This is a genomic window from Candidatus Paralachnospira sp. LCP21S3_A2, from assembly GCF_052118925.1.
Classification (GTDB): Bacteria; Bacillota; Clostridia; order Lachnospirales; family Lachnospiraceae; genus Lientehia.
The window spans coordinates 166,383-192,034 of sequence record NZ_JBQKGG010000004.1; the positions used below are offsets into that span (position 1 = coordinate 166,383).

Annotated in this window: 21 protein-coding genes; 20 read left to right on the forward strand and 1 reads right to left on the reverse strand. The window is 53.7% G+C overall.

The window, feature by feature from the left end; translation table 11 throughout:
* Positions 1-131: 131 nt before the first annotated feature.
* The gene (locus ACTQ3K_RS05460) at positions 132-1,118 is read left to right on the forward strand and encodes a C39 family peptidase (RefSeq protein ID WP_441566228.1); all 987 of its coding nucleotides are present in this window, start codon (positions 132-134) and stop codon (positions 1,116-1,118) included.
* A 148-nt stretch (positions 1,119-1,266) separates the two neighbouring features.
* Entirely contained in the window at positions 1,267-2,058 is a 792-nt protein-coding gene (locus ACTQ3K_RS05465) for a ClpP family protease (RefSeq protein ID WP_441566229.1), read from the forward strand.
* Between the two features lie 95 nt (positions 2,059-2,153).
* Here ACTQ3K_RS05465 and ACTQ3K_RS05470 read toward each other — a convergent pair whose 3' ends face one another.
* Positions 2,154-3,923, reverse strand: a complete 1,770-nt coding sequence (locus ACTQ3K_RS05470) for a Na/Pi cotransporter family protein (protein ID WP_441566230.1) — start codon at positions 3,921-3,923, stop codon at positions 2,154-2,156.
* Positions 3,924-4,249: 326 nt separating this feature from the next.
* Here ACTQ3K_RS05470 and ACTQ3K_RS05475 point away from each other — a divergent pair, with 326 nt between their 5' ends.
* From ACTQ3K_RS05475 to ACTQ3K_RS05560, 18 genes are all read left to right on the forward strand, one after another.
* Positions 4,250-7,420, forward strand: coding sequence for a DNA translocase FtsK 4TM domain-containing protein (locus ACTQ3K_RS05475; protein WP_441566231.1), 3,171 nt, complete (start codon positions 4,250-4,252; stop codon positions 7,418-7,420).
* A gap of 122 nt (positions 7,421-7,542) precedes the next feature.
* Entirely contained in the window at positions 7,543-9,039 is a 1,497-nt protein-coding gene (locus tag ACTQ3K_RS05480) for a UDP-N-acetylmuramoyl-L-alanyl-D-glutamate--2,6-diaminopimelate ligase (RefSeq protein ID WP_441566232.1), read from the forward strand.
* 49 nt (positions 9,040-9,088) lie between these two features.
* A complete protein-coding gene (locus ACTQ3K_RS05485) occupies positions 9,089-10,459 on the forward strand; it encodes a UDP-N-acetylmuramoyl-tripeptide--D-alanyl-D-alanine ligase (protein WP_441566233.1) in 1,371 nt (456 codons plus the stop codon).
* Between the two features lie 77 nt (positions 10,460-10,536).
* Entirely contained in the window at positions 10,537-12,738 is a 2,202-nt protein-coding gene (gene priA / locus ACTQ3K_RS05490; RefSeq protein ID WP_441566234.1) for a replication restart helicase PriA, read from the forward strand.
* A 44-nt stretch (positions 12,739-12,782) separates the two neighbouring features.
* Positions 12,783-13,247 (forward strand): peptide deformylase, encoded by a 465-nt coding sequence (gene def, locus ACTQ3K_RS05495; RefSeq protein WP_441566235.1) that lies wholly within the window; start codon positions 12,783-12,785, stop codon positions 13,245-13,247.
* A 131-nt stretch (positions 13,248-13,378) separates the two neighbouring features.
* Complete coding sequence (gene fmt / locus ACTQ3K_RS05500) at positions 13,379-14,314, forward strand: methionyl-tRNA formyltransferase (protein ID WP_441566236.1); 936 nt, start codon at positions 13,379-13,381, stop codon at positions 14,312-14,314.
* A 14-nt stretch (positions 14,315-14,328) separates the two neighbouring features.
* The gene (locus tag ACTQ3K_RS05505) at positions 14,329-15,048 is read left to right on the forward strand and encodes a zinc metallopeptidase (RefSeq protein WP_441566237.1); all 720 of its coding nucleotides are present in this window, start codon (positions 14,329-14,331) and stop codon (positions 15,046-15,048) included.
* Entirely contained in the window at positions 15,041-16,471 is a 1,431-nt protein-coding gene (rsmB, locus tag ACTQ3K_RS05510) for a 16S rRNA (cytosine(967)-C(5))-methyltransferase RsmB (RefSeq protein WP_441566238.1), read from the forward strand. The genes ACTQ3K_RS05505 and rsmB overlap by 8 nt, the downstream gene beginning before the upstream one ends.
* Entirely contained in the window at positions 16,468-17,568 is a 1,101-nt protein-coding gene (gene rlmN / locus ACTQ3K_RS05515; RefSeq protein WP_441566239.1) for a 23S rRNA (adenine(2503)-C(2))-methyltransferase RlmN, read from the forward strand. The genes rsmB and rlmN overlap by 4 nt, the downstream gene beginning before the upstream one ends.
* A gap of 17 nt (positions 17,569-17,585) precedes the next feature.
* A complete protein-coding gene (locus ACTQ3K_RS05520) occupies positions 17,586-18,332 on the forward strand; it encodes a Stp1/IreP family PP2C-type Ser/Thr phosphatase (RefSeq protein WP_441566240.1) in 747 nt (248 codons plus the stop codon).
* Positions 18,326-20,515 carry a Stk1 family PASTA domain-containing Ser/Thr kinase gene (gene pknB / locus ACTQ3K_RS05525; protein ID WP_441566241.1) on the forward strand — a complete coding sequence of 730 codons (2,190 nt, stop codon included), beginning with the start codon at positions 18,326-18,328 and terminating at the stop codon, positions 20,513-20,515. Before ACTQ3K_RS05520 ends, pknB begins: the two co-directional genes overlap by 7 nt.
* Before the next feature lies 1 nt (position 20,516).
* Positions 20,517-21,398, forward strand: coding sequence for a ribosome small subunit-dependent GTPase A (gene rsgA / locus ACTQ3K_RS05530; protein WP_441566242.1), 882 nt, complete (start codon positions 20,517-20,519; stop codon positions 21,396-21,398).
* Positions 21,399-21,411: 13 nt separating this feature from the next.
* Complete coding sequence (rpe, locus tag ACTQ3K_RS05535) at positions 21,412-22,074, forward strand: ribulose-phosphate 3-epimerase (RefSeq protein WP_441566243.1); 663 nt, start codon at positions 21,412-21,414, stop codon at positions 22,072-22,074.
* Positions 22,075-22,134: 60 nt separating this feature from the next.
* The gene (locus ACTQ3K_RS05540; protein WP_441566244.1) at positions 22,135-22,782 is read left to right on the forward strand and encodes a thiamine diphosphokinase; all 648 of its coding nucleotides are present in this window, start codon (positions 22,135-22,137) and stop codon (positions 22,780-22,782) included.
* Positions 22,783-22,895: 113 nt separating this feature from the next.
* Positions 22,896-23,441 carry an ECF transporter S component gene (locus ACTQ3K_RS05545; RefSeq protein ID WP_441566245.1) on the forward strand — a complete coding sequence of 182 codons (546 nt, stop codon included), beginning with the start codon at positions 22,896-22,898 and terminating at the stop codon, positions 23,439-23,441.
* A 6-nt stretch (positions 23,442-23,447) separates the two neighbouring features.
* Complete coding sequence (locus ACTQ3K_RS05550) at positions 23,448-24,284, forward strand: pyridoxamine kinase (RefSeq protein ID WP_441566246.1); 837 nt, start codon at positions 23,448-23,450, stop codon at positions 24,282-24,284.
* 100 nt (positions 24,285-24,384) lie between these two features.
* The gene (locus ACTQ3K_RS05555) at positions 24,385-24,993 is read left to right on the forward strand and encodes a TIGR04100 family radical SAM protein (protein ID WP_441566247.1); all 609 of its coding nucleotides are present in this window, start codon (positions 24,385-24,387) and stop codon (positions 24,991-24,993) included.
* A 1-nt stretch (position 24,994) separates the two neighbouring features.
* Positions 24,995-25,591, forward strand: a complete 597-nt coding sequence (locus ACTQ3K_RS05560; protein WP_441566248.1) for a Maf family protein — start codon at positions 24,995-24,997, stop codon at positions 25,589-25,591.
* Positions 25,592-25,652 lie beyond the last annotated feature (61 nt).

Genomic DNA, 25,652 nt, shown 5'->3' on the forward strand with positions numbered 1-25,652 from the left:
GGTTCATCAAGGTTTATCTGGTAGACTAGAAAAAGAAGAACTGTTTCGGGGAATTATGTTTTTCGGAAGCCCGGAGCAGGGCGTATGATCAAAGAAAAGAAACCGGAGAGACCTACAATAAGGAGCCGCCTATGAAGGAACAGCTTATGAGAAGACCGGCCGACCGCCGTTATGACAGTGTCGCACGCATGGAAGAAAAAAGGCGCCGCAGGCAGAGACAGAGGAGGATTCGAAGAATTCTTCTTTTTGTCGCTGCCTGTTTGCTTTGTATCTGTTCGTTTTTTGCGGGACGGCTGACGGCGGCGAAGGCATCGGAGACCGGGGACGGCGTATTGGGGAACCGTATGATCGTCGGAAACAGGGCGGTCCGTGCCATGAATGAAGAAACGGAAGTAACGTCCCAGAACGGGACAGACAGCTCCGGCGCAGGATCGGGCACTTCGGCTTTGGAAGCGGAGGCAGCCGGAAAAACCAGCCAGTGGATGTGCGCTTATGTGAAATCCAACCCGGAGATCTATCCGGAAAGCCTCAGAACCTTTCTGGAGGACAATCCGGAGGCGGCAGAGTTTGTGTTTCTTTATCCAGAGTATCACGGAACAAAACAGGAGATCGACCTGAGCAGAGAAATTCGGAAGGGAGAGATCCCGCTGCTTCTTCAGTGGGACGGACGCTGGGGATACAGGGAATACGGGGACGATTTTCTTGCCATGTCCGGCTGCGGCCCAACCTGTCTGTCCATGGTTTATGTAGGACTGACCGGCGATACCTCGATGGATCCGGCGGCAATGGCAGCGTTTTCCATGGAAAACGGCTATTATCTGGAGGATGTGGGAACAAGCTGGGATCTTATGAGCGTGGGAGCGGAAAAGCTGGGACTTTCCTGGAATCTGGTCAATCTTTCCAAAACCGAGATATTCCGTGCACTGGATGACGGCAGGGTGCTGATCTGCAGCATGAGACCGGGCGATTTTACGAAAACCGGTCATTTTATCGTGATCTGCGGTCATGACGGCGATCAGCTTCAGATCCGCGATCCAAACAGCCGGATCCGAAGTGATCAGACCTGGAGCTACAAAACGATCCAGTCTCAGATTAAAAATATCTGGGCCTACGAATAAAACCAGGAACTTCTTCCATACTAAACGCAGAGCGTTATGCGGCCGGAGACATGATATGTGTGCATGAGACGGCATAACCGAATGCAGAAAGAATCCGGTTCATGGGACAGCATAACCGTAACCGAATGCAGATGGAGGATCGTGAAATATGGGAAAGAAACAGAGCGATGCGGGAGCATGGAAGAACGGGCAGGAAAAGAGGGCTGCAGAGGAGCAGCAGAACGGACAGAAAAACAGGGCTGCAGAGGAGTGGCAGAACGGGCAGGAAAACAGGGCAGCAGGCGAAATTCAGGAGGACGGTGAGCAGGGGCAGGTGCTGTTAGCGGAAAAGCGGGAGACCATCAGCCTGTTAACGATCATCGGAGAAATCGAAGGCCATGAAAATCTGAATTCCGGCTGCAAGACCACCAAGTATGAGCATCTTCTGCCCAGACTCGCCCGGATCGAGGACAGCGTCGAAGTGGAGGGCGTGCTTCTGCTCATCAATACCCAGGGCGGTGATGTTTCCGCGGGACTGGCGCTGGCAGAGATGATCGCATCTCTCAGCAAGCCTACGGTATCGCTGGTCATCGGAGACAGCCATTCGATTGGTGTTCCGCTGGCGGTTTCTGCGGACGAATCCTTTATTGTGCCGACGGCTACCATGCTGATCCATCCGGTCCGCATGTCCGGCATGACCATCGGTGCACCCCAGACCTACCACTATTTTCAGCGGATCCAGGATCGGATCACCGGTTTCGTGGCGGATCACAGCCGGATCCCCCAGGACAAGATCGAGGCACTGATGATGAACACGGCGGATCTGACAAAGGATCTGGGCACTCTTCTGGTGGGAGAGGATGCCGTAAGGCTTGGGCTGATCGACCGGATCGGCGGGATCGATCAGGCGCTTGCAAGACTGAGGGAGCGGATCAGGGAAGGAAAGCAGCGGAAGGGATGACAGAAGCGGAAAGGATGACAGCAGAAATAACAGGGAAAACGGGAGGTTCCATGGTCGGAGCCTCCCGTTTTTACGGCTGTGTTCAGTTATGACCGTTATTTGATCGGATCATAATATTTGGATTCATAGTAGCGGTACAGTGCCTTGTATTCCTCGGTGAGTCCGCCGTGGATCAGCTTCTGATACTCATGGGAATCGAAGTTCTTTGTGCTGGTAAGCTTTTCGATCACATGGATCGCGACGTTGGAGCAGTGATCCGAGATCCGCTCGGCGCTGGTCAAAAATTCGGTTAAGGAAATACCTGCCTGCACGCTGCAGTCGCCACTGCTGAGCCGGTCAATATGGTGCGACTTCAGTGCTTCCTTCAGAAGATCGATGACCTCTTCCAGAGGCTCCACCCGATATGCGGCGGTGAGATCCTCGTTTTTGTATGCATCCAGAGTAATGTCGATGACATGCTTGACAGCATCAGAAACCATCTTGATTTCTTCCAGTCCCTTCGGGGAGAAGGAAATTCCCTGTTCCTTATTGAACTGGCCGACCTCGGCGATATTGACACAGTGATCGCCGATCCGCTCAAAGTCGCCGACGCAGTGGAGCAGCTGAGCGACCTCCCTCTGATCCTCCCGGCGGATATTTTTGGCAGTGATCCGCACCAGATATTCGCCCATGGCGGTCTCGCATTTATCCAGGAAATTTTCGTTTTCATTGAGCTTCTCAAAAGTCTTTTCATCAAAGTTGTGAAGCAGGCTGATGGACATGGCATAGTTTTCCTGAATTGTTTCACCCATACTCAGGATCACCTTGCGGCACTGCTCCAGAGCAACCGTGGGTCGATCCAGGAAAATATCGTCTAAAAGCGCCAGACTGGAATCTGCCCTGGAGGGCGCATCGTCCTTGAGGAGCTTCTTGGAGATAGCCACCAGACCGTTGCAGAAGGGCAGGAGCACCAGGCTGGTTGCGATATTGAATAAGGTATGGAAGTCCGCAATGTTGCCTCGGGTCATGGCCTTGTCCCAGAAGTCGAAGCCGATAATGCTCTGGAAACCATAAATACCAATGAGGAATAAAGCAGCGCCGATCAGGTTGATCATCAGATGACAGACAACCACACGCTTCGCATTCTTGTTGGTGCCGATGCTGGCGATGAGGACGGTCACGCATTTACCGATGTTCTGTCCGATGATGATGGGGGCAGCCATGGAAAAGGTAACGGTTCCCGTGGAGGCGATGGCCTGGAGAATACCGACCGATGCGGAGGAACTCTGAAGGATCGCGGTCACAACGGCTCCGAGGAGTACGCCCAGGAGCGGGTTTTTGAACATGAAGAATACTTCCTGGAATGCAGCGGAGTCCTTTAAAGGGGACAGAGCGGATTCCATGGTGGTCATGCCGAAGAACAGGATACCAAAGCCGATGAGCAGGTTGGCCACGTCCCGTGTTTTCCGGCGCTTGCTGATCAGGATCATGAAAGAGCCGATGGCAATGACGATGGGAGCAAAGCTCGTGGGCTTGATCAGCTCAAAGATGAGCTGGGAACCGGAGAGATCTCCGAGACGGAGAATCTGGCCGGTCACGGTCGTACCGATGTTGGCACCCATGATCACGGGCACAGTCTGAGCAAATTTCATAATACCGGCGTTTACGAAGCCGACCAGCATAACGGTCGTCGCCGCAGAGCTCTGGATCACGCCGGTCACGACCGTTCCCAGTGCCAGGCCCTTGAGCCGGTTGTTGGTCAGACGCTCCAGTGTCCGCTCCAGCCCGGCACCGGCCAGCTTTTCCAGAGAAGCACCAAGGAGGCTCATTCCATATAAGAATAAGCCGATACCGCCAAGCAGCTTGAAAATCGCAAAAATATCCAATGTCTTTTCCTCACTTTTCGGGTATAGTGTTTTTTATTTTTCCATAAAAAACGTAAAACCTTTGTAAAACCTGTGTAAAGCCACTGGTTCTATACTATTATAAATGAGAAGTTCAGTCAACAGAAAAGATTGGAAATAGAGATAATTCTTTCTATGGAGCGGCAAAGACGAAAAACAGAGAAGAATGCGGTTAAAGAATAAGATCAAGAAATGAAAGGCGATTTCCGCCCACTTTTCTGGGTCTTGTTTCTCCTTCCTGAAAATGGTATACTAAATTTATATGACCAAAATTCAGAAGACGGAAATGAGCAGTTGGAGGGAAGACCGTGGCACAGGCCGAAAGAAAGAAACAGACAACCGGAAAACAGACAGGAGGCGCTTCTTCAAGGCGGACTTCTTCGGGAAAAACGACAGCGAAAAAGAAAACGACCGGACGGACCGGGACGAAGAAAACGGCGGCAAAGCGGAAAAAAGAAGCCGGAATCCTGGAGCCGGCTCTGAAAAAGGAGCTGGTGATCCTGATCACGCTGGCGGTTTCCGTTCTTTTATTCTGCAGCAATCTGGGAATCTGCGGAGCCTTCGGCAGACTGCTTCATAAGGGCATGAGGGGATGCTTCGGGCTTCTAGGCTATGCGTTCCCTGTATGTTTATTTCTGGCGGTCTGTTTTCTGATCTCCAACGGCGGGAGCAGACGGGCTGTGATCCGCGTGGCTGTGTCGTTTCTTGGCTTGGTAGTGCTCTGCGGCCTGCTGTCGTTGATTGCTCTGACCTCCTTTGAAAAAGGAAATTCGCCAGCCTGGTATTTTACGCAGGCACTCACCGAAGCGGACGGAGGCATGTTCGGAGGACTGTGCCTCATGCTGCTGTATCCGTTTTTAGGGCGGGCAGGTTCCTATGTGGTGCTGTTCGGTCTGGTGGCTCTTGGTATTGTCATTGTGACCCAGAGATCGATCCTGAATCCGATCCGCCGGGGAAGCCGGAAGGTTTATGCCTCAGCAAAGGAGGATCTGGCGAGACGGCAGGAGCTTCATGCGGCGCGGGCGGAGGAACGCCGGGACATGCGGGCAGACCGGAAGGTACGGGGCGTGTCGCTGGATGTTGAGCTTCCGGAGGAAGCTCAGGAAGAGAGTAGAGCAGCGGAATGCGGAATCCAGGCGGCAAACGAGGAACCGCCGGTATTTACCGGCAGGATCCATGGTATGACCGGGGCAGCGGAAAAAAACGAAATAGAAGAAGCGGAAGAGGAAACGAAAGAGGAAACGAAAGCGGCCGGAACAGGCATATTCGGAACAGAAATCGCATCTGCGGCAGACGGCGGACGGCGTGACGGAAAGCAGGAGCCGTTAATGGCGGCGAAGGTTGACCGTACCTTATCGGAATTGGAGGAGCTGGATCAGGAGCCGGTTCCCATGTACCGGATCCGAAGAGAAGATGAGCGGACCGAGCAGGTATGGCGGGAGGAGGATCCCTCGGAAACGATCTATGCCGAGGAGGAAGCCCTTCCCTGGGAGACGGCCGGACATCATGCAGAGGCGCCGGTTGAAGCGGACATTCCGGTTTCCCATGAGAAAGAGTTCCAAAATGAGCCGGAAGCGGAGCCGGACTGGATCCGCGGAATCCAGGGTGCGGTTCAGGAGCAGGTGGAGAAGACCGAGGAAGTGCCGAAGAACTGGCGGATCCCGGAGAATAATCCTCCCGAGACGGATTATACCTGGAAAACAGAGAAACCTGTGAAAACACAGACGGATTCTATAACGGAGTTGGAATCCAGGAATGAGAATTCGGGAGATACCCGCCGGGTGATGACAGCCACCGGAAAGATCATCGAGGTGGAAAATGATCCCACCGAGCTGGATCCGCTGACCGCAAAGCGGCAGCAGGCGGCGAAAGAGCGCAGAGAGGCAGAAGAACGAAGCGCAGAACCCGGACAGCACAGGGACGGAAGCCGGAGTGTGGAATCCGGAACGGGCGGAAGCCGTGCAGGAGCCGGGATTGCGGCCGCCCGAAGCGGAAACGGAACGGCGGAGCCGGTAACACCGCCAAAGCCGGAAAAGCCGGCAAGACCGTATGTGAAGCCACCGCTGCGGTTATTGAAGCGGGAAGGCGGCGGACGGCGCAGCGGAGACGAGGAACTGAAGGAGACTGCCCTTAAGCTGGAACAGACCCTCCGGAATTTCGGCGTGGGTGTCAAGGTCCATGACATCAGCTGCGGTCCGTCTGTGACCCGATATGAGCTGACACCGGAGCAGGGCGTGAAGGTAAGCAAGATCGTGGGTCTGCAGGACGATATCAAGCTGAGCCTTGCGGCGGCGGATATCCGGATCGAAGCGCCGATCCCCGGAAAATCGGCAGTGGGCATTGAGGTGCCCAATAAAGAAAAGCTGGTGGTGTCCCTTCGCGATGTGCTGGAATCCGATGCCTTTGTGAAGCACCCGTCTAAGCTGGCCTTTGCTGTAGGACGCGACATCAGCGGCAAGGCCGTGGTGACCGACCTGGCGAAAATGCCCCATCTGCTGATCGCCGGAGCAACCGGCTCCGGAAAATCGGTCTGCATCAATACCCTGATCATGAGCATTCTTTATAAGGCAGATCCGTCGGAGGTGAAACTTCTCATGGTTGATCCCAAGGTGGTTGAGTTAAGTGTATATAATGGAATCCCCCATCTGATGATCCCGGTGGTGACGGATCCGAAGAAGGCGGCCGGAGCACTGAACTGGGCCGTGGCGGAGATGACCGACCGGTATAAAAAGTTTGCGGAGTACAACGTCCGTGATCTGAAGGGCTATAATGAAAGGCGGAGGGAGGAGGACGGAGAGAATTTTGTTCCCCTTCCCCAGATCGTCATCATCGTGGACGAGCTGTCCGATCTGATGATGGTGGCACCGGGTGATGTGGAAAGTGCCATCTGCCGTCTGGCTCAGATGGCGAGAGCCGCCGGGCTTCATCTGGTTCTGGCGACTCAGCGTCCCTCAGTCAATGTCATCACGGGACTGATCAAGGCCAATGTGCCGTCCCGGATCGCCTTTGCCGTGTCATCGGGCGTGGATTCCCGGACCATTATCGACATCAACGGAGCCGAAAAGCTCCTTGGCCGTGGTGATATGCTTTTTTATCCGTCAGGCTACCCCAAGCCGGAGCGTGTCCAGGGGGCATTCGTTTCCGATGAAGAGGTTTCGGCTGTGGTGAAATTTTTAACCGACAACACCGATACCCAGTACAGCCAGGAGATGGAGACGAGGATTTCTTCTCCGTCTGCAGGCGAGGGAGGTACCGGTGAAGAGCAGGACGAATATTTCGCGGATGCAGGCAGGTTTCTGATCAAGAAGGAAAAGGCATCCATCGGCATGATCCAGCGGGCCTTTAAGGTTGGCTTTAACCGGGCGGCCCGGATCATGGATCAGCTTGCGGCGGCAGGTGTGGTCGGCCCGGAGGAGGGAACAAAGCCCAGAAAGATTCAGATGACACCGGAGGAATTTGAGGCATATCTCGGACGATAAAGGCTGTTTCATCGGATCGATTCCGAAAAATGGCGCATCAAATGAAGGAAAGGCAGAGAGACGTCTTCCCCCTTTTCAGGTTCCTGCATAGAATACAGGGAGAATCATTTGCGGAGCGGGGAATGAAGATCAGCAGTCTGCTTTCCCATGTGGGATATGTGCGGCTCCTGGGAGATCCCGGGACCGAACTGACGGGGATCACCTGTGATTCCAGGGAGGTAAAGCCGGGCGATCTGTTTGTGTGCCTGAACGGGTTTCACCGGGATGGTCATGGATTTGCCGGGGAGGCGCTCACACGCGGAGCGGCGGCCCTGGCTCTCGAAACAAACAGTCCGGTTACGGAAACGCTTATCGAGAAGCATCGGAGCGGGCAGATCACTACGCCGCTTCTGGTGTTTGAAAATACCAGAAAGGTGTTTTCGCTGCTGGCGGCGGCATTTTACGGTTATCCGCTCCGCAGCATGGTGTCGGTGGCTGTGACCGGCACAAAGGGAAAGACCACTACAGCCTTTATGCTGTGGGAAATTTTAAAGAAGGCAGGTTATGCGGCAGGCATGATCGGCACCAACGGAGCCTTTTTTAAGGAGCATAAGTGGGAACTGTCACACACGACACCGGAGGCCCATGAATTACAGCGGCTTCTTGCCTGCATGCGGGAGCTTGGCTGTACGCACGTAGTTATGGAGGTCTCGTCTCAGGCGGTCCGGACAGAGCGGACAGCAGGACTGTTCTTTACCTGCGGGATCTTCACAAATCTGTCGCCGGATCACATCGGGCCGGGGGAGCATGAGGATTTCAGGGATTATGTTCATCAGAAGAGCCGGCTGTTTTCCCAGTGCGGCATCGGGATCATCAACCGGGAGGATCCTTATGCCGGAGAGATCCGTACCCATGCGGCTGGGCCGGTGGTGGAATACGGGATGGAGTCCGGCGAATACCGGGCGGTGAAGCCGGAGCATTACAAGACGGCGGATATGCTGGGATGCGAATATCGTCTGTTAAAAAAAGGAAAAGAGCTTGGAAGCGTGTCTCTGCCGCTTCCGGGGATCTATAACATCCAAAACAGTCTGGCGGCGATTGCGGCGGCGGGAGCTCTTGGCATAAATCCGATGACGGCGGCGGGAGCTCTGAGAAATGTTCATGTACCGGGGCGTATGGAGCTGGTTCCGGGCATAAGCCATCTGTGGCTCATCGTGGATTATGCCCATAACGAAGCCAGCATGGAGAGCCTGCTTTCAACGCTGCGAAGCTATGAACCGCGTCGGCTCATCTGTGTGTTCGGCTGTGGAGGAAACCGTTCCAAGCTGCGGCGCTTCGGTATGGGGCGGGCGGCAGGAACCTGGGCGGATCTGTCGATCTTAACCTCGGATAATTCCAGAGAGGAACCGCTTTCCGAGATCTTATCGGAGGTGGAAGCGGGATTTTCCGGGACAGCAGGCCGTTATGAGGTCATTGCAGACCGGAGGGAAGCCATCGGCTATGCAGTGCGCCATGGGAAATGCGGTGATATCATCGCCGTGATCGGAAAGGGTCACGAAACCTATCAGGAAACAAAGGGCGTCCGGATCCACTTTTCTGACCGGGAAGAGCTGGAACGGGCGGTGAACTTATACAGATGACCGGTTTACAGAATAAACAGGCGCCGGGAGCGCCGGAAAAGAGGAAAATATGGAACAGACAGCAGTAAAGGATCTGGTGCGGGCATCAGGCGGACGGCTGTTATCCGGAGATCCGGAGCAGCTCATCCGTCATGTAAGCATTGATTCCAGAGAAATGAAAGGAAACGATCTCTTTGTGCCCTTGATCGGAGAGCACTCTGATGCTCATGATTACCTGGCACAGGCCATTGAGAACGGCGCGGCGGCGGTGTTTTCCAGCCGGAAAACGGAGCCGCTTCCCGGAGCTGCCTGGATCCAGGTGGACGACACCCTGAAAGCCCTTCAGGCTGTGGGAAGAGACTACGGAGAGCGTATGGGAATCCCCGTGGTAGGTGTCACCGGAAGCGTGGGAAAAACCACCACAAGAGAGATGGTGGCTGCGGCACTGGGCGCGAGATTCCGGGTGTTCCGTACCTCGAAGAATTTCAACAGTGATATCGGACTTCCCGTTACCATGACGGAGATGACGGGAGAGGATCAGCTTGCCGTTCTGGAAATGGGTATGAGCGATTTCGGGGAGATGGAGGTTCTTTCTTCTATTGCAAGGCCGCAGGCGGCTGTTATGACCAACATTGGCGTGGCTCATATCGAGCAGCTGGGAAGCCAGGAAAATATTTTCAAGGAAAAATTTCAGATCACGTCCCATATGAAGCCGGGCAGTGCGCTGATCTTAAACGGAGACGATCCCTTTTTAGGCTCCGTGGAGGAGTGCGGATTCCACCGGATCTTCTACGGCTTTGGTGAGCAGAACGAGTTTCGGGCGGAGGAGATGGAGGTGACCTCCGACGGAACGGAGTTTACGGCAGTCCATGGAGAGGAGCGGCTTCGTGTCATGCTCCCCGTCATGGGAAAGCATATGGTGATGAATGCGCTGGCAGCTCTGGCGGCAGCCTCTGTCTGGGAAATCCCCATGGCGGAGGCGGCAGAAGCCCTGTCCCATTTCAGAGGCTTCAAAAACCGTCAGCAGATCGGGAAGATCCGGGATTTTACGGTCATTGATGATACCTACAATGCAAGCCCCGATTCCATGAAAGCCGCAGCTGGCGTGCTTCATGAAATGGAAGCATCGGGAAGAAAAATCGCCGTTCTGGCGGATATGCTGGAGCTGGGAGAAAACAGCCTGCGCTTCCATTATGAGGTGGGCAGTGCCCTGGCAGATCAGGCACCGGAGATACTGGTCTGCATCGGAGAACGGGCCGGGGAAATCGGAAGAGGTCTTTCCGAACAGGGAGACGGCCATACCAAGATCCGGTATTTTAAGGATAACCAGACGGCACTGGAGTATTTAAAAACGGAAATTAAGACCGGAGATCTGGTATTATTCAAAGGCTCCAACAGCATGCATCTGGGAGAACTGGTGACTGCACTGCGGGAGGCATAAATCGGAACCGGGCGGAGAGATACTGCCGGAAACGGCGGAATACGCTGCATAACAGCGGGGAGCATGGGGGAGAACAGATGGCAGAATACGCAGACGTCATCATCGACATTGTCCACAAGGCGGTGGACCGGACATTTCAATATCGGATCCCGGAGGCACTGCGGGAAAGCCTGATGGCGGGGACATGTGTGCGGGTGCCGTTCGGAAAGGGAAATACCCTGCGGGACGGCTATGTGATCGGCTTTTCCGACACACCGGAGTTTGACCCGGAAAAAATCAAGGAGATTGATTCGGTCTGGGAGGAGAATCTTCCGATCGAGGGCCAGCTTGTACGGCTGGCGGCATGGTTAAAGGACTATTACGGCTCTACCATGATCCAGGCCCTGAAAACAGTTCTGCCTATGAAACAGCGGATGAAGCCGGTGGAAAAGCGGTATCTGGTGCGGACCGCGGATACGGAAGCGGTGGAAGAGGCACTGGAGCTTTATAAAAAGAAAAAACAGAAGGCACGGGTCCGGTTTCTGGAGGCCTTGTTGAGCGACCGGGTTCTGCCTTATGAGATGGTGCTGCAGAAGCTGCGGGTCACGAAGGCTTCTTTTCAGCTGTTTCTGGATCAGGGACTCTGTCATATTGAAACAGAGGTGCAGGATCGGAATCCCATTCGCGGCATGAAAAAGGAGCAGAAAAAGATCCGGCTGACAGATGAGCAGCAGGCGGCCGTGGACGGGCTGATCCGTGTCTGGGAGGGAGACCGGCGTCCCAGCCTTCTTTACGGTGTCACAGGGAGCGGAAAAACCGAGGTCTATATGGAACTGATCCGTCATGTGCAGGAGGAGGGAAAGCAGTCCATCGTGCTGATCCCGGAGATTGCTCTCACCTGGCAGACAGTCATGCGGTTTTACCGGGAGTTCGGTGACAGGGTTTCGGTGATCCATTCCCGTATGTCTGCGGGAGAGAAGAGTGATCAGATCGCCAGGGCACGGGCCGGAAAGCTGGATATTATGATCGGGCCGAGATCGGCGCTGTTTACGCCATTTCCGGATCTTGGACTGGTCATCATCGATGAGGAGCATGAACCGGCCTATAAAAGCGAGACGGCGCCCCGTTACCGGGCAGAGGAAACGGCGGTGGAACGGTGCCGGCTGTCCGGCGGTATGGTGGTGCTGGGGTCGGCAACACCACTGGCATCTACCTATTATAAGGCTCAGAACGGGATTTATCATCTGTTTGAGATGAAGACGAGAGCCAGGGAAAACAGCAGCCTTCCTACGGTGGAGGTGGTGGATCTGAGAGAGGAACTGAAGGCCGGGAACCGGAGTATTTTCAGCCGGAAGCTGACCGAGCGGATCGAAGAGACCTTAGCCAGAAAGGAACAGGTGCTGCTGTTTTTAAACAGGAGAGGCTATTCCGGGTTTGTATCCTGCCGCTCCTGCGGAGAGGCCATCAAATGTCCGCACTGCGATGTGAGCCTGAAGGCTCACCGGGACGGAAAGCTTCATTGTCACTACTGCGGACATACGGAGCCGATCCCCAAAGCCTGTCCATCCTGCGGATCCCGCTACATTGCCGGATTTGGGACAGGAACCCAGAAGGTGGAGCAGCTGGTAACGGAGCGGTTTCCTGAAGCGAGAGTGCTGCGCATGGACATGGATACTACCTCAAGGAAGGGGAGTCATGATGCGATCCTGTCAGCCTTTGCCGACGGAAAAGCCGATATTTTAGTGGGAACCCAGATGATCGTGAAAGGACACGATTTTCCCAGAGTGACGCTGGTTGGTATCCTGGCGGCGGATCTTTCCCTTTATGCCGGTGGCTACGAGTCGGGAGAGCGGACCTTCGAGCTGTTAACCCAGGCGGCTGGCCGGGCCGGGCGAGACCGGTTTCCCGGAACGGTGGTGATCCAGAGCTATGCTCCCGATCATTACAGCATCGAGGCGGCCGCCAGCCAGGATTATGAGGGCTTTTACTGGCATGAGATCCTTTACCGGCAGCTTCTTCATTATCCGCCTTTGTGCCACATGCTCTCGATCCTTGTAAGTGCAGAGAACGAAGCAGCAGCCAGAAGCGCGGCGGAAGCAATCGGAAAGCTGGCGGAGCATGCGGAAGAGGAGCTGGAGATCATCGGTCCGGCTCCGGCGGCCGTTTCAAAGCTCAAGGACAGCTATCGGTTCCAGATCACGCTGAAATGCCAGGAGGAGGAACCGCTTCTGGACATCAAACGAACGATTGAAACAGCCGTGTGGGACAGACAGCTCCTGTTCCAGATGGATATGGAATAGAGAGATACCAGATAGATATAAGAGAAGAGAAAGGAAGCATTGTTATGGCACTGAGAATCATTCGGGAGATCGGCGACGATGTCCTGACAAAAAAAGCAAAAGAGGTCAAGGAGATGACGCCCCGTACACGGGAACTGATCAATGATATGCTGGAGACCATGTATGAAGCGGAGGGCGTCGGCCTGGCGGCTCCTCAGGTGGGGATCTTAAAGCGGATCGTGGTCATTGATATCGGCGAGGGTCCTATTGTACTGGTTAATCCGGAGATCATCGAAACCAGCGGAAGCCAGACCGGCGCAGAGGGATGTCTGAGCGTGCCCGGAAAGCACGGAACCGTTACCAGACCAAATGAAGTGACGGTAAAGGCGATGGATGAGAACATGAAGCCCCGTCTGGTAAAGGGAACGGAGCTTCTGGCAAGAGCCATCTGCCATGAATGTGACCATCTGGACGGAAAGCTGTATGTGGATCTGGTCGAGGGTGAGCTGGAGGATAACGAAGAGGCTTAAACCGGCAGATCCTGCGGGCGGCCGGATGTAGCGGGAATCTTAACCTGAAATCTTTATTAGAATTTCTTAAAAAACTGTGAAAAGTACAGACTTTTCCGGAAAAATGTGTATACTGACAGGGAGGAAAGACCATGAGACTTGTGTTTATGGGAACCCCGGATTTTTCTGTGCCGGCACTGGAGGCACTGATCCGTGGAGGACATACGGTAGAAGCGGTTGTGACCCAGCCGGATAAACCAAAGGGACGGGGAGGCGCAGTTCAGATGACGCCGGTGAAGGAGGCGGCTCTGGCACACAATATTCCGGTATGGCAGCCGGCAAAGATCCGGAAGGATCCGGAGTTTCTGGCAAAACTGAAAGCCCTTGATCCGGAGGTGATCGTGGTGATCGCATTCGGACAGATCCTTCCCAGAGAGGTTCTGGAGCTTCCAAAGTACGGCTGCATCAATATCCATGCGTCCCTGCTCCCCATGTACCGCGGCGCAGCTCCGATCCAGCAGGTGATCCTGGACGGACAGAAGGAGACCGGCGTGACTACCATGTATATGGAAGAAGGATTGGATACCGGAGACATGCTCTTAAAGACCGTGGTACCCATCGCAGCGGATGAGACCGGAGGAAGTCTTCATGACAAGCTGGCCGAGGCAGGCGGTGATCTGATCCTGGAGACCTTAAGGGGACTGGAGGCCGGAACCTTAACGCGGATCCCCCAGGAGGGTGAGACCTGTTATGCGGGCATGATCACAAAGACCCTCGGAAAGATCGACTGGACGAAGGATGCAGCCTCCATCGAGCGGCTGATCCGCGGCATGTCGCCCTGGCCCAGCGCCTACACAAGTCTTGGAACAAAGACCGTGAAGCTGTGGAAGGCCCAGGTGCTTCCACAGGGACCGGAAGCAAAGGCGGAGCCGGGAACGGTGGTTTCCGTTTCCAAGGACAGTTTTTCTGTACAGACCGGAGACGGGCTTCTGCTGATCCGGGAGCTTCAGCTGGAAGGCAAGAAGCGCATGGAGACAGCAGCATTTTTGAGAGGCTGCCCGCTTAAGAAGGGCGACCGACTCGGGTAAAGGAGAGGATAACAATGCCTTATTACTATGGTTATTATATTGACCCGACCTGGATCTTGATCCTGATCGGCGTTGTGATCTGCGGGATCGCATCGGCGAGAGTCCGGACGACCTTTTCCAGGTATTCAAAAGAATACAGCCGGACAGGCATGAGCGGAGCTGAGGCGGCAAGACGGCTGCTGGACAGCCAGGGGATCTATGATGTGCAGATCCGCCGCGTTGCCGGAAATCTGACCGACCATTACGACCCCAGAAACAAAACCCTGAACTTATCGGAATCGGTTTACGATTCCTCTTCCGTGGCATCTGTCGGCGTTGCGGCCCATGAGTGCGGCCATGCCATTCAGGATCAGGTGGGCTACGCGCCCCTTCGGCTCAGAAGTGCCTTTGTTCCGGTGGCGAATTTCGGATCTCAGATCAGCATGGTGCTCATCATCGCCGGACTGATCTTCGGTGCCAGAAGTGGTGCTTATTCCATTCTGGTAAACGCCGGGATCTTCTGTTTCTCTCTGGCTGTGTTATTTCAGCTCATCACCCTTCCTGTGGAGTTCAATGCGTCCCACCGGGCTCTGGTGCTTTTACAGGATCAGGGAATCTTATATGCCGATGAAGCGGCAAAGACGAGGAAAGTCCTTTCGGCGGCAGCCTTGACCTATGTGGCAGGCGCCCTTTCGTCCATGCTCCAGCTTCTGCGACTGATCATCCTGTTCGGCAACAGGAGCCGCCGTGACTGATGTACGGGCGGTCTGCCTGGACTGCCTGTTAAAGATTGAAAAAGGCGAGTTCTGTCATCTGGTTCTCCGGAATGCCCTGGAGGCGCACGGAGACTGGGACCGGCGGGACCGCGCCTTTCTCACCAGGCTGACGGAGGGCTGTGTGGAGCACCGGTATGAGCTGGATGCCATTCTTGATTCGTATTCCAGAGTAAAAACGAAGAAGATGAAGCCGGTGATCCGGAACGTGCTGCGCATGGCGGTATATCAGATGAAATATATGGACAGTGTCCCCGACCGGGCGGCGGTAAACGAAGCTGTCCGGCTGGCGAAAAGAAGGGGCTTTTCGTCCTTACAGGGGTTTGTAAACGGTGTTCTCAGAACCGTTTCCAGAGAACTTCCGGACTGGAGAGCGCCGGAAGAATCGGAAAACTTTACCGAGTGGGCAAGAGTGGTATGTTCGATGCCGGTCTGGATCACGGAGGCAATGCGGGGAGAATATGGAGAAGCACGGACGGCAGCCATGCTTCGGGAAAGCATGAGCGGACGTCCTCTGACGGTACGGTTCAACCTGAGCCGTGCTTCGGAAGAAGCAATTTTAACTTCCCTCCGTTCCCAGAAGATTCATGCAGAAGCGGTGGAAGGACTCACCGGTGTATATCGACTGTCCGGTTATGACAGCCTTTCGGACATCAGGGCCTTTTCGGAAGGTCTTTTTCAGGTTCAGGATGTAAGCTCGGTCCTGGCAGGACTGGCGGCATCGCCGAAGGCCGGGGATCATGTGCTGGATGTCTGTGCCGCGCCGGGCGGGAAAAGTCTCCATGCGGCTGACCTGTTAAAGGGAACTGGCCTGGTGGAAGCAAGAGATCTTTCTGATGAAAAAACCGATCTGATCCGGGACAATATCCGGCGGAGCCGGTTTGAAAATATCACCGCGAAAACCCAGGATGCCCTGATATTTGATCCGGAAAAGGAAAGCTGGGCAGATATACTGATAGCCGATCTTCCCTGCTCCGGTCTGGGAATCATCGGACGCAAAAGCGATATCAAGTACCATATTACGCCGGAGGGACAGACGGAGCTGGCCGCGCTGCAGCGAAGAATTTTAGATACCATCTGGCGCTATGTAAAGCCAGGCGGACGGCTGGTATATTCCACCTGTACGCTGTTTCCGTCGGAAAACCGGGAAAATGCCGAATGGTTTGCAAAGAATTATCCCTTTGAACCGGAGTCCCTTGCCGGACGGATCCCGGAGCGGTTTTTCAAAGCAGAAGCTGTGAATCGGAATGGTTTCGTGATGGAGCCGGAATCCGGGAATGCTCCCTCAGATCAGGACGGAAATTCTGTCGGCAATCAGCTTCAGCTTCTTCCGGGTGAGCATGGGACCGATGGGTTCTTTATTTCCAGCTTCATAAGAAAAAGGGAGGGGGACGACCAGGTATGAAACAGGAGTTACAATCCGAAAACCGGGAATCTGTGACAAAGCAGGATATCAGATCCATGAGCCTTGCAGAGCTGTCTGAGCGCTTTGCAGCGATGGGAGAAAAGCCCTTTCGGGCAAAGCAGGTCTATTCCTGGCTCCACGAAAAACGGGTGAAGAGCTTTGAGGAGATGACGAATCTCTCCAGGGCGCTCCGGGAACGCCTTTCCGAAGATTATGTGCTTACGGTGCTGGAGCCGGTAGAGATCCTGGAATCGAAGATTGACAGCACAAAAAAATTTCTGTTCCGCCTGGCGGACGGAAATGTGATCGAGAGCGTCTGGATGGAGTACCATCACGGCAACAGCGTCTGTATCTCCTCCCAGGTAGGCTGCCGCATGGGCTGCCGTTTCTGTGCCTCAACCCTGAACGGTATGGTGCGGGGACTGACAGCGGCGGAGATGCTGGAGCAGGTTTACCGGATGCAGGAGATCACCGGAAAGCGGATCTCCAATGTGGTGATCATGGGCTCCGGGGAGCCACTGGACAATTATGAAAATTTTGTCCGCTTCGTGCGGCTGGTGACGGATGAAAAGGGCTTTGATCTGAGTGCAAGGAATATTACGATCTCCACCTGCGGGCTGCCGGACCAGATCCGCCGCCTGGCAGAGGAGGGACTTCCCATTACACTGGCGCTGTCGCTCCATGCCACAAACGATGAAAAGCGGCGGGAGCTGATGCCGATTGCCAACAAGTACAGCTTAAAGGAAGTGCTTCCGGCCTGTGACTATTATTTTGAGAAAACCGGCAGACGGTTAAGCTTTGAATACAGTCTGGTGGGCGGAGTCAATGATACGAAGGAAGAGGCGAAGGCACTGGCAGCGCTTTTGGGACACCGGAACTGTCATGTGAACCTGATTCCGGTAAATCCCATTAAAGAACGAAATTTCGTCCGTTCCGGGCAGAATACGATCCTGGAATTTAAAAATATACTTGAAAAAAGCGGGATCAATGCTACAATTAGAAGGGAAATGGGCCGGGATATCAGTGGATCCTGCGGCCAGCTGCGCAGAAGTTATATGGAAAAAGAAGCAGATCATACCGACAGCTTTGGCAGATGACAGAAGGAGGAAGGGCGATGAAAGCCTACGCAATGACCGACCGAGGGAGGAAACGGCAGATCAATCAGGATGCGGTGTACTATTCCGCCTATCCGGTGGGAAATCTGCCGAACCTGTTTTTAGTTGCCGACGGTATGGGCGGTCACCAGGCCGGTGACTTTGCCTCCAGGTTCACGATAGACAATCTGGTGTCTCTTGTGGAAGAAGCAGAAGGAAACAATCCCATATCGATCCTGAACGATGGAATCCGGACGGTCAATGACCGGCTGATCGATCAGGCAGCGTCTGACCCGGCGCTTTACGGCATGGGAACAACACTTGTGGCGGCGTGCGTCATGGGGCCGGTTTTATGTGTGGCAAATGTGGGTGACAGCCGTCTTTATATTATCGGTGAGGAAGAGATCCGCCAGATCACCAGAGACCATTCCCTGGTGGAGGAGCTGGTGGAGCGCGGCGAGATGGAGCGCGGAAGCGCAGCCTACGAGGAACGGAAAAATATTATTACCCGTGCCATCGGGGCAAGAAGAGGCGTAAGCGCCGATTTTTTTGAAGTCAGTCTGGAGGCCGGTGATACGGTTTTAATGTGTTCAGACGGACTGAGTAATATGGTCTCAGATGAAGCAATAGCAGGGATCGTAAGCGGACGCGAGGATTTGAAAGGTGTCTGTGAGGATCTGATCGATGAGGCAAACAGTAACGGCGGAAAGGACAACATCGGTGTGGTGTTGTTCCGTCCGACGCAAGATGAGGTGAAAGAATGGTAAAGATAGGAATGTTTCTGGGTGATCGGTATGAGATCCTGGAAAGGATCGGTTCCGGCGGTATGTCAGATGTGTATCGGGCAAAGGATCACAGGCTGAACCGCGATGTGGCCGTAAAGGTGTTGAAGCAGGAGTTTAATGCGGATAAGAGCTTTGTGAGCAAGTTCCGTACCGAGGCCCATGCGGCGGCATGTCTCTCCCACCCCAATATCGTTCATGTGTTTGATGTCGGTGATTCGGACGATCTCCACTATATCGTCATGGAACTGGTGGAGGGCATTACACTGAAAACGTATATTGCCAAAAAAGGAAAGCTGGAGATCCGGGAGACCATCGGGATCGCCATGCAGGTGGCCCAGGGCATTGAAGCGGCTCATGAGCAGCATATTGTCCACCGGGACATCAAGCCCCAGAATATCATTATCTCCAGAGACGGGAAGGTAAAGGTCACCGATTTTGGAATCGCCAAGGCGGCGACCAGTGAAACCATTACCTCGAATACTATGGGTTCTGTCCATTATATCTCTCCGGAGCAGGCGAGAGGCGGCTACTGTGATGAGCGCAGCGATATTTATTCCCTTGGTATTACCATGTATGAAATGCTGACAGGAAGGGTGCCCTTTGAGGGGGATTCTGCGGTTTCTGTGGCTCTTCTCCATATTCAGGGAGAGATGGTGCCGCCGAGAAAGTATAATCCCATGATTCCGGTAAGTCTGGAAAAAATCGTTTTGAAATGTACCCAGAAACGTCCGGAAATGCGGTATCGTTCCGTGACGGAGCTGATTTCTGATCTGAAGCGGGCTCTGATGACGCCCAATGAGGACTTTGTCCGCATGAATACCATCAACAGCAACGGTCCCACCAGGGTCATGAGTGAGGATGAGGTGAACCAGATCCGAAACGGAGCGGCAGCAGGTGCCATGGCCGGTGCAGGCTATGAGGAAGCACAGGCGGCCGGCGGCGAAGATGGCTATGAGGATGGATACCGCGGAGACTATGAGGACGGTTACGACGGCTCGTATGATGATCCCGATGAGGAGGAGCGTTATCAGCTCGATTATGATGATGACGAATATCTTCCCGATGAGGATGACGATGAGCCGGTAAATAAAAAATCAGATAAGGTTTATACCATTGTGGGAATCGTAGTGGCAGTGGTTATTGTTCTGCTGGCACTGTTTGTTCTCGGAAAGACCTTTGGATTCTTTGATTTCGGCAGCGGGAAAAAGAATACGGAATCCATGGCAGAGTCCGATGGAACGGAAGTGGCAATGCCGAGCCTTCTCGGCAAGACGGTTTCCGAGGCTGAGGAGCTGTTAAAGCAGTATGATCTGGAATTAAAGCTTTCCTACAGTGAGTCCAAAGATTATGAGGACGGCCAGATCATGGAACAGGAGTTCAAAGAGGGAGATATGGTGAAACGCCATACGGTCGTCAAGGTAACGGTAAGCAAGGGAACCACCAAGACGACGATACCGGATAACCTGGTAGGCATGACGAAGGAGCAGGCTACCAAGGCGCTCCATGAAGCGGATCTGAACCCGGTATTTGATGAAATCTACAGTGACACGGTGGACGAGGGCAAGGTGGCAAAAATAAGTCCGTCCCTCGGTTCTGAGGTGGAGATCGGTTCGGATGTGAAGCTGTTTATTTCCAAGGGACCGGAAACAAAGACGGTTGATGTTCCCAACCTGCTCGGAAAGAGCGAATCGGCGGCAAAGCAGCTTCTGGCAAGCGCAAACCTGTCGGTCGGCAGCATCACGGAGGATTACAGCGATGAGTACGATGAGGGCGAGGTCATGAGCCAGAGTCCCGGAAGAGGACAGACGGTAGAAGAAAAGACCAGCGTGGATTTCGTGGTAAGCAAGGGCAAGAAAGATGAGACGGTTCCCGTTCCCGATATTACCGGAATGAGCGAGGCGGATGCCATTGCACGGATCCAGAGCGCAGGACTTTCCTACCGGACAGACCGCGTTTACAGCAACAGCACCTCGGCAGGTCTTGTGGATGATGTTTATCCGGCAGCCGGAACGAAGCTGACGAAGGGATCGACGGTGGAGATTTATATCAGCCGTGGACCGAGAGCAACGGAGGCACCGACCACGGCTCCGACAGAGGCACCGACGGAGCCCACGGCACCGTCTTCAGAAGGCGGGGAGAATCTTCCCGACCAGCCGGCGCAGTAACATGGCGAAAACAGGAAAGATTATAAAGGGAATCGCAGGCTTCTACTATGTCCATGACGGAATCGGCAGGGTATACGAGTGCAAAGCGAAGGGATTGTTCCGGAAGCAGGGCGTGAAGCCGTTAGTGGGGGACAATGTGACCCTGGAGGTATTAGATGAAAATGAGGGCCTGGGGAATATCGTCGAGATACTCCCCAGGAAAAACAGCCTGATCCGGCCGGCATCTGCCAACGTGGATCAGGCCCTCGTCTTATTTGCGGCCAGAGAACCGGATCCGAACCTGAACCTGCTGGACCGGTTTCTGGTGGTCATGGGAATTCAGGGGATTCCCTGCGAGATCTGTTTTAACAAGGCGGATCTGGATGGCGTAGAGGCAGAGCACCTGGCAGAGCTGTACCGGCAGGCCGGCTATCCGGCGCGGGCGGTCAGTACTTATACCGAGGCCGGAATAGAAGAGATCCGGCGGATCCTGTCGGGAAAAACAACGGTCATGGCAGGCCCCTCCGGAGTCGGAAAGTCATCCATGATGAACCGGATCAATCCGGATGCCGGAATGGAAACCGGCAGAGTAAGTGAAAAGATCAAGCGAGGCCGCCATACCACCAGACATACGGAGGTATTCTGGGTGGGAACCGATACCTTTCTTCTGGACACGCCGGGATTCAGCTCCCTGTCTATTGAAGGGATCGAGGCTTCGGAGCTTCGGTTTTATTATCCGGAGATGGAACAGCGGGAAGGACAGTGCCGGTTTCAGGGCTGTGTTCATGTGAAAGAGCCGGACTGCGCCGTAAAGAAAGCACTGGAAACCGGTGAGATCAGCAGTGAACGGTATCGGAATTACACGCTGTTATATGAAGAGCTAAAGGCAAGAAAAAAATATTAATGGAGGACAATCTATGTTAATTTTATCTCCCTCGATCCTGGCGGCGGATTTCACAAGACTGGGTGAACAGATCAAGGAAACTGCCGATGCGGGTGCAGAATACATTCATCTGGACGTGATGGACGGTATGTTCGTTCCTCAGATTTCTTTTGGAATGCCGGTAATCGAGACGATCCGGAAGTGCACCGACAAGGTATTTGACGTGCATCTGATGATCGAGGATCCCGGCCGCTATATTGAGACATTTGCGAAGATTGGTGCTGATATTATCACGGTTCATGCTGAAGCATGTACCCATCTGGACCGTGTGATCCAGCAGATCAAGGCAGCCGGTGTAAAGGCTGGTGTGGCAATCAATCCGGCAACGCCGCTGTCTGCGCTGGACTACGTTCTGGATGAGCTGGACATGGTTCTGGTGATGACGGTAAATCCGGGCTACGGCGGACAGAAGCTGATCCCCTACTGCTTAAAGAAGGTAAGCGATCTGCGTGCCATGATGAAAGAACGGGGACTGGACATTGATATTCAGGTGGACGGCGGGATCAAGGCCTCTAATGTGGCAGAGGTCATCGAGGCAGGCGCAAATGTGTTTGTCGGCGGTTCCGCGGTATTCTCCGGCGATGTGACAGCCAACACGAAAGCGTTTATGGATGTGTTTGCCAGGTATGAGAACTAAAAAGACGGATCTGGGAGCAGGATCCATGAAAATCAGAAAAACAGACGCAGAAAGGGAACGATGAATGTTCTGATCATAACCGGCGGTGACGTAGAAATTGCGTCTGCCGCCGGATTTTTAAAAAGCTATGAAAGTCCTTATGTGGTGGCAGTGGACGGCGGGCTGGACGCCATGGAAAAGCTGGGACTTTCTCCGGACTGTATTGTTGGTGATTTTGACACGATCGAAGCCGACCGGCTTCGTCCTTACCGGGAGCAGGGGATCCGTTTTGAGACTCACAGGCCGGAAAAGGATTATACTGACACGGAGCTTGCGGTTCTTTATGCCCTGGAGCTTCCCGATGTGACGCGGATCGTGGTTCTGGGAGCTCTCGGAAAGCGGTTTGACCATGCACTGGGAAATGTCCACAGTCTGTTCCATGCCCTGAAGAGGCAGATCCCCTGTGAACTGATCGACCGGTATAACCGGATTTTCCTGACTGACCGGGAGACGGTGTTTGAAAAGAAAGAAGCATTTGGGAAATACATCTCATTTGTGCCTTTTGACGGAACCGTGGAGGGCCTGACCTTGACCGGATTTAAATATCCTCTGGATCATGTGACTGTTCCGGCAGGAAATACCCGCTGTATCAGCAATGAGCTCCTGGAGGATCGGGCGGTCATGTGCCTGGAGAAAGGAATCATGATCTGCATCGAGTCAAGAGACTGACCTTATGAAATTGTGAAAAACTGGATATTCCAAACAAGCCAGACTGTGTTATAGTGGTTGCAGAGTACAGGAAGAGCCTGTAAATGAAACGGAACGAGAGAAGGAGACTTGTTATGGAACAGACAGCAAAGACACACACAAACGAAAAAAACACCGCACTTTTTATCTGCATGACCGCACTGGCAACGGCACTGGTCTGCGTGGCAACCATGGTGGTCCAGATTCCGATACCGCTTGGTTACGCCCATCTGGGTGACAGCTGTATTTTACTGGCGGCTTATCTGTTTGGCTGGAAGACCGGCTTATTTGCCGGCGGCGTTGGTTCGGCACTGGCAGATCTTCTGACCGGATTTCCCCAGTGGGCAGTTGCAACTCTGATCATCAAATCGATTCAGGGTTTTCTGATCGCAAAGCTCTGCCGCAGGTCTGACGGAGAAGTAAAGGTTCTTTCCGGACGGACTGCCATTGCAGCCGTAGTCGGAATTGCAGAAATGGTTGTGGGTTATGTGATCGGCGGAGCGATCCTGTCAGGCAGCTTTGCCGCAGGTCTGGCTTCCGCACCGGGACTGATTTTAAAGGGTATTCTGAACATTGTTGTATTTTATGCAGCTGCTCTTGCCCTTGAAAAGTCCGGTGCAACAAAAAAGATTGGAGCGTAATGCTTTATGGCAATGACACATAACAATCAGAAAAAGATTGCTGTTATCAATGATATTTCCGGGTTTGGCCGCTGCTCGATCGCAGTGGCTATGCCCATTATATCGGCAATGAAGATTCAGTGCTGTCCGGTTCCCACCTCGATTTTTTCCAATCACACGGGCTTTCCGGAATATTTTTTTGATGATTATACCGAGAAGATGCCGGAGTACATCGCCCAGTGGAAGAAGCTGGGACTGGAGTTTGAGGGAATTACCTCCGGGTTCCTTGGTTCCAGGGAACAGATCGGAATTGTCCGTAATTTTATCCGGGATTTCCGGACGGAACGAACAACCGTGATCGTTGACCCGGTTATGGGGGATTATGGAAAACCGTATGCGACTTATACCAGTGAGCTCTGTCAGGAAATGAAGCAGCTGGTGGAGTATGCCGATATCCTGACTCCGAATCTGACGGAAGCCTGTATTTTAACAGACACACCCTATAAAGATGGGCACTGGGCCATCAAAGAGATCCTTGCCATGGCAGAAAAGCTTCAGGAGCGCGGTCCGGCGAAGGTGGTTGTTACCGGAATCCGCCAGGGAGACTTTGTGGCAAACCTGGTCTGCGAAAAAGGGAAAGAGCTGAGAGTCCTCCGGAGCCATAAGGTAGGAACGGAGCGGTCCGGCACCGGCGATGTTTTTGCAGCCATCATTGCGGCCGATGCCGTCAATGGCGTCCCCTTTGATGTATCCGTCAAGAAGGCAAGTAACTTTGTGAAGCAGTGTATTTTGCGGTCCGAGGAGCTGGAGATCCCCAGGACAGACGGTGTCTGCTTTGAGGAACTGTTGACGACATTAAGATAAAAGACAGAAACTGAGTTGGAAGGCTGCTGTCAATCCTGAAATAACAGAATGGCAGCGGAAGGAAAGACTGATAAAAAGAAACGATTGGGAGGAATGAATCATGAGCATGACAATTCTTTATGAGGTTCACGGAAACCTGTATGTCAATCTGACAAACAAATGTCCCTGTGCCTGTACGTTCTGCCTGCGCCAGACGAGAGACCATATGGAAAATTCCGATGTGCTGTGGCTGGAACGGGAGCCTACGGTGGAGGAAGCCATCAAGGCCTTTGACCATGTAGATATGAGCAAGTATAAAGAAGTCGTATTCTGCGGTTTTGGTGAACCGATGATGCGGCTGGATGCCATGGTGGAAGTGGCGAAGTTTGTTAAGAAAACGTATGGAATGCCTACCAGAGTCAACACGAACGGTCTTGCAGATCTGATCTACGGAAAGCCGGTGGCGGAGAAGCTGAAGGGTGTGATCGACACAGTATCCATCAGCCTGAATACGCCGAACCCGCAGCGGTATCTGGAATTGACCAGAAGCAAGTTCGGAATCCAGTCGTTTGAAGCCATGCTGGCCTTTGCAAAGGCATGTAAAGAGGAAGGATGCCATGTGGTGATGACCACGGTGGCAACGACTCTTACCAAGGAAGAGGAAGAGCAGTGTGCAAAGATCTGTAAGGATCTGGGAGTGACCTATCGGATCCGCCCCTGGGAGGATTAATATGGCAGAGCTGATCCTGGCCTCCGCCTCACCGAGGCGGAGGGAGCTCCTTGCCCTGACGGGATACCCTTTTTCGGTGAAGCCCGGAAACGGCGAGGAGATCATTCATACTACTGACCCTGCGGAGGCAGTAAAGGAATTATCTTATCAGAAAGCAGAAGCGGCGCTTCCTCTGGCAGACGAGGGTGACCTGATCCTCGGAGCCGATACGGTAGTGGCGATTGATGGGCGTATCCTCGGAAAACCAAAAGACGAGAAGGACGCCTTTTTGACGTTAAAGGAGTTATCCGGGCGCGCCCATGCTGTTTATACCGGCGTGACTCTTATGGAGAAAGGAAAGGAGGAGGCAGCTGTGACGTTTGCCGAGCGCACTGCTGTCCATGTCCTGCCTATGACCGATGAGGAGATCCGCACCTATATCGCCACCGGTGAACCTATGGACAAGGCCGGTTCCTACGGAATCCAGGGACGGTTCGCCGTCTATGTCTCCGGGATCGAGGGAGATTATCAGAATGTGGTCGGACTGCCGGTTTCCAGAGTGTATTCCTATTTGAAAGCATGGAAGGACAGACTTGCCGGATCATTGATGGAACGATGAAGCAGGAGTGTTTGATCAGAGTTTGTTACAGAAGATGAGATAATATGTGATAGGTTTGGAG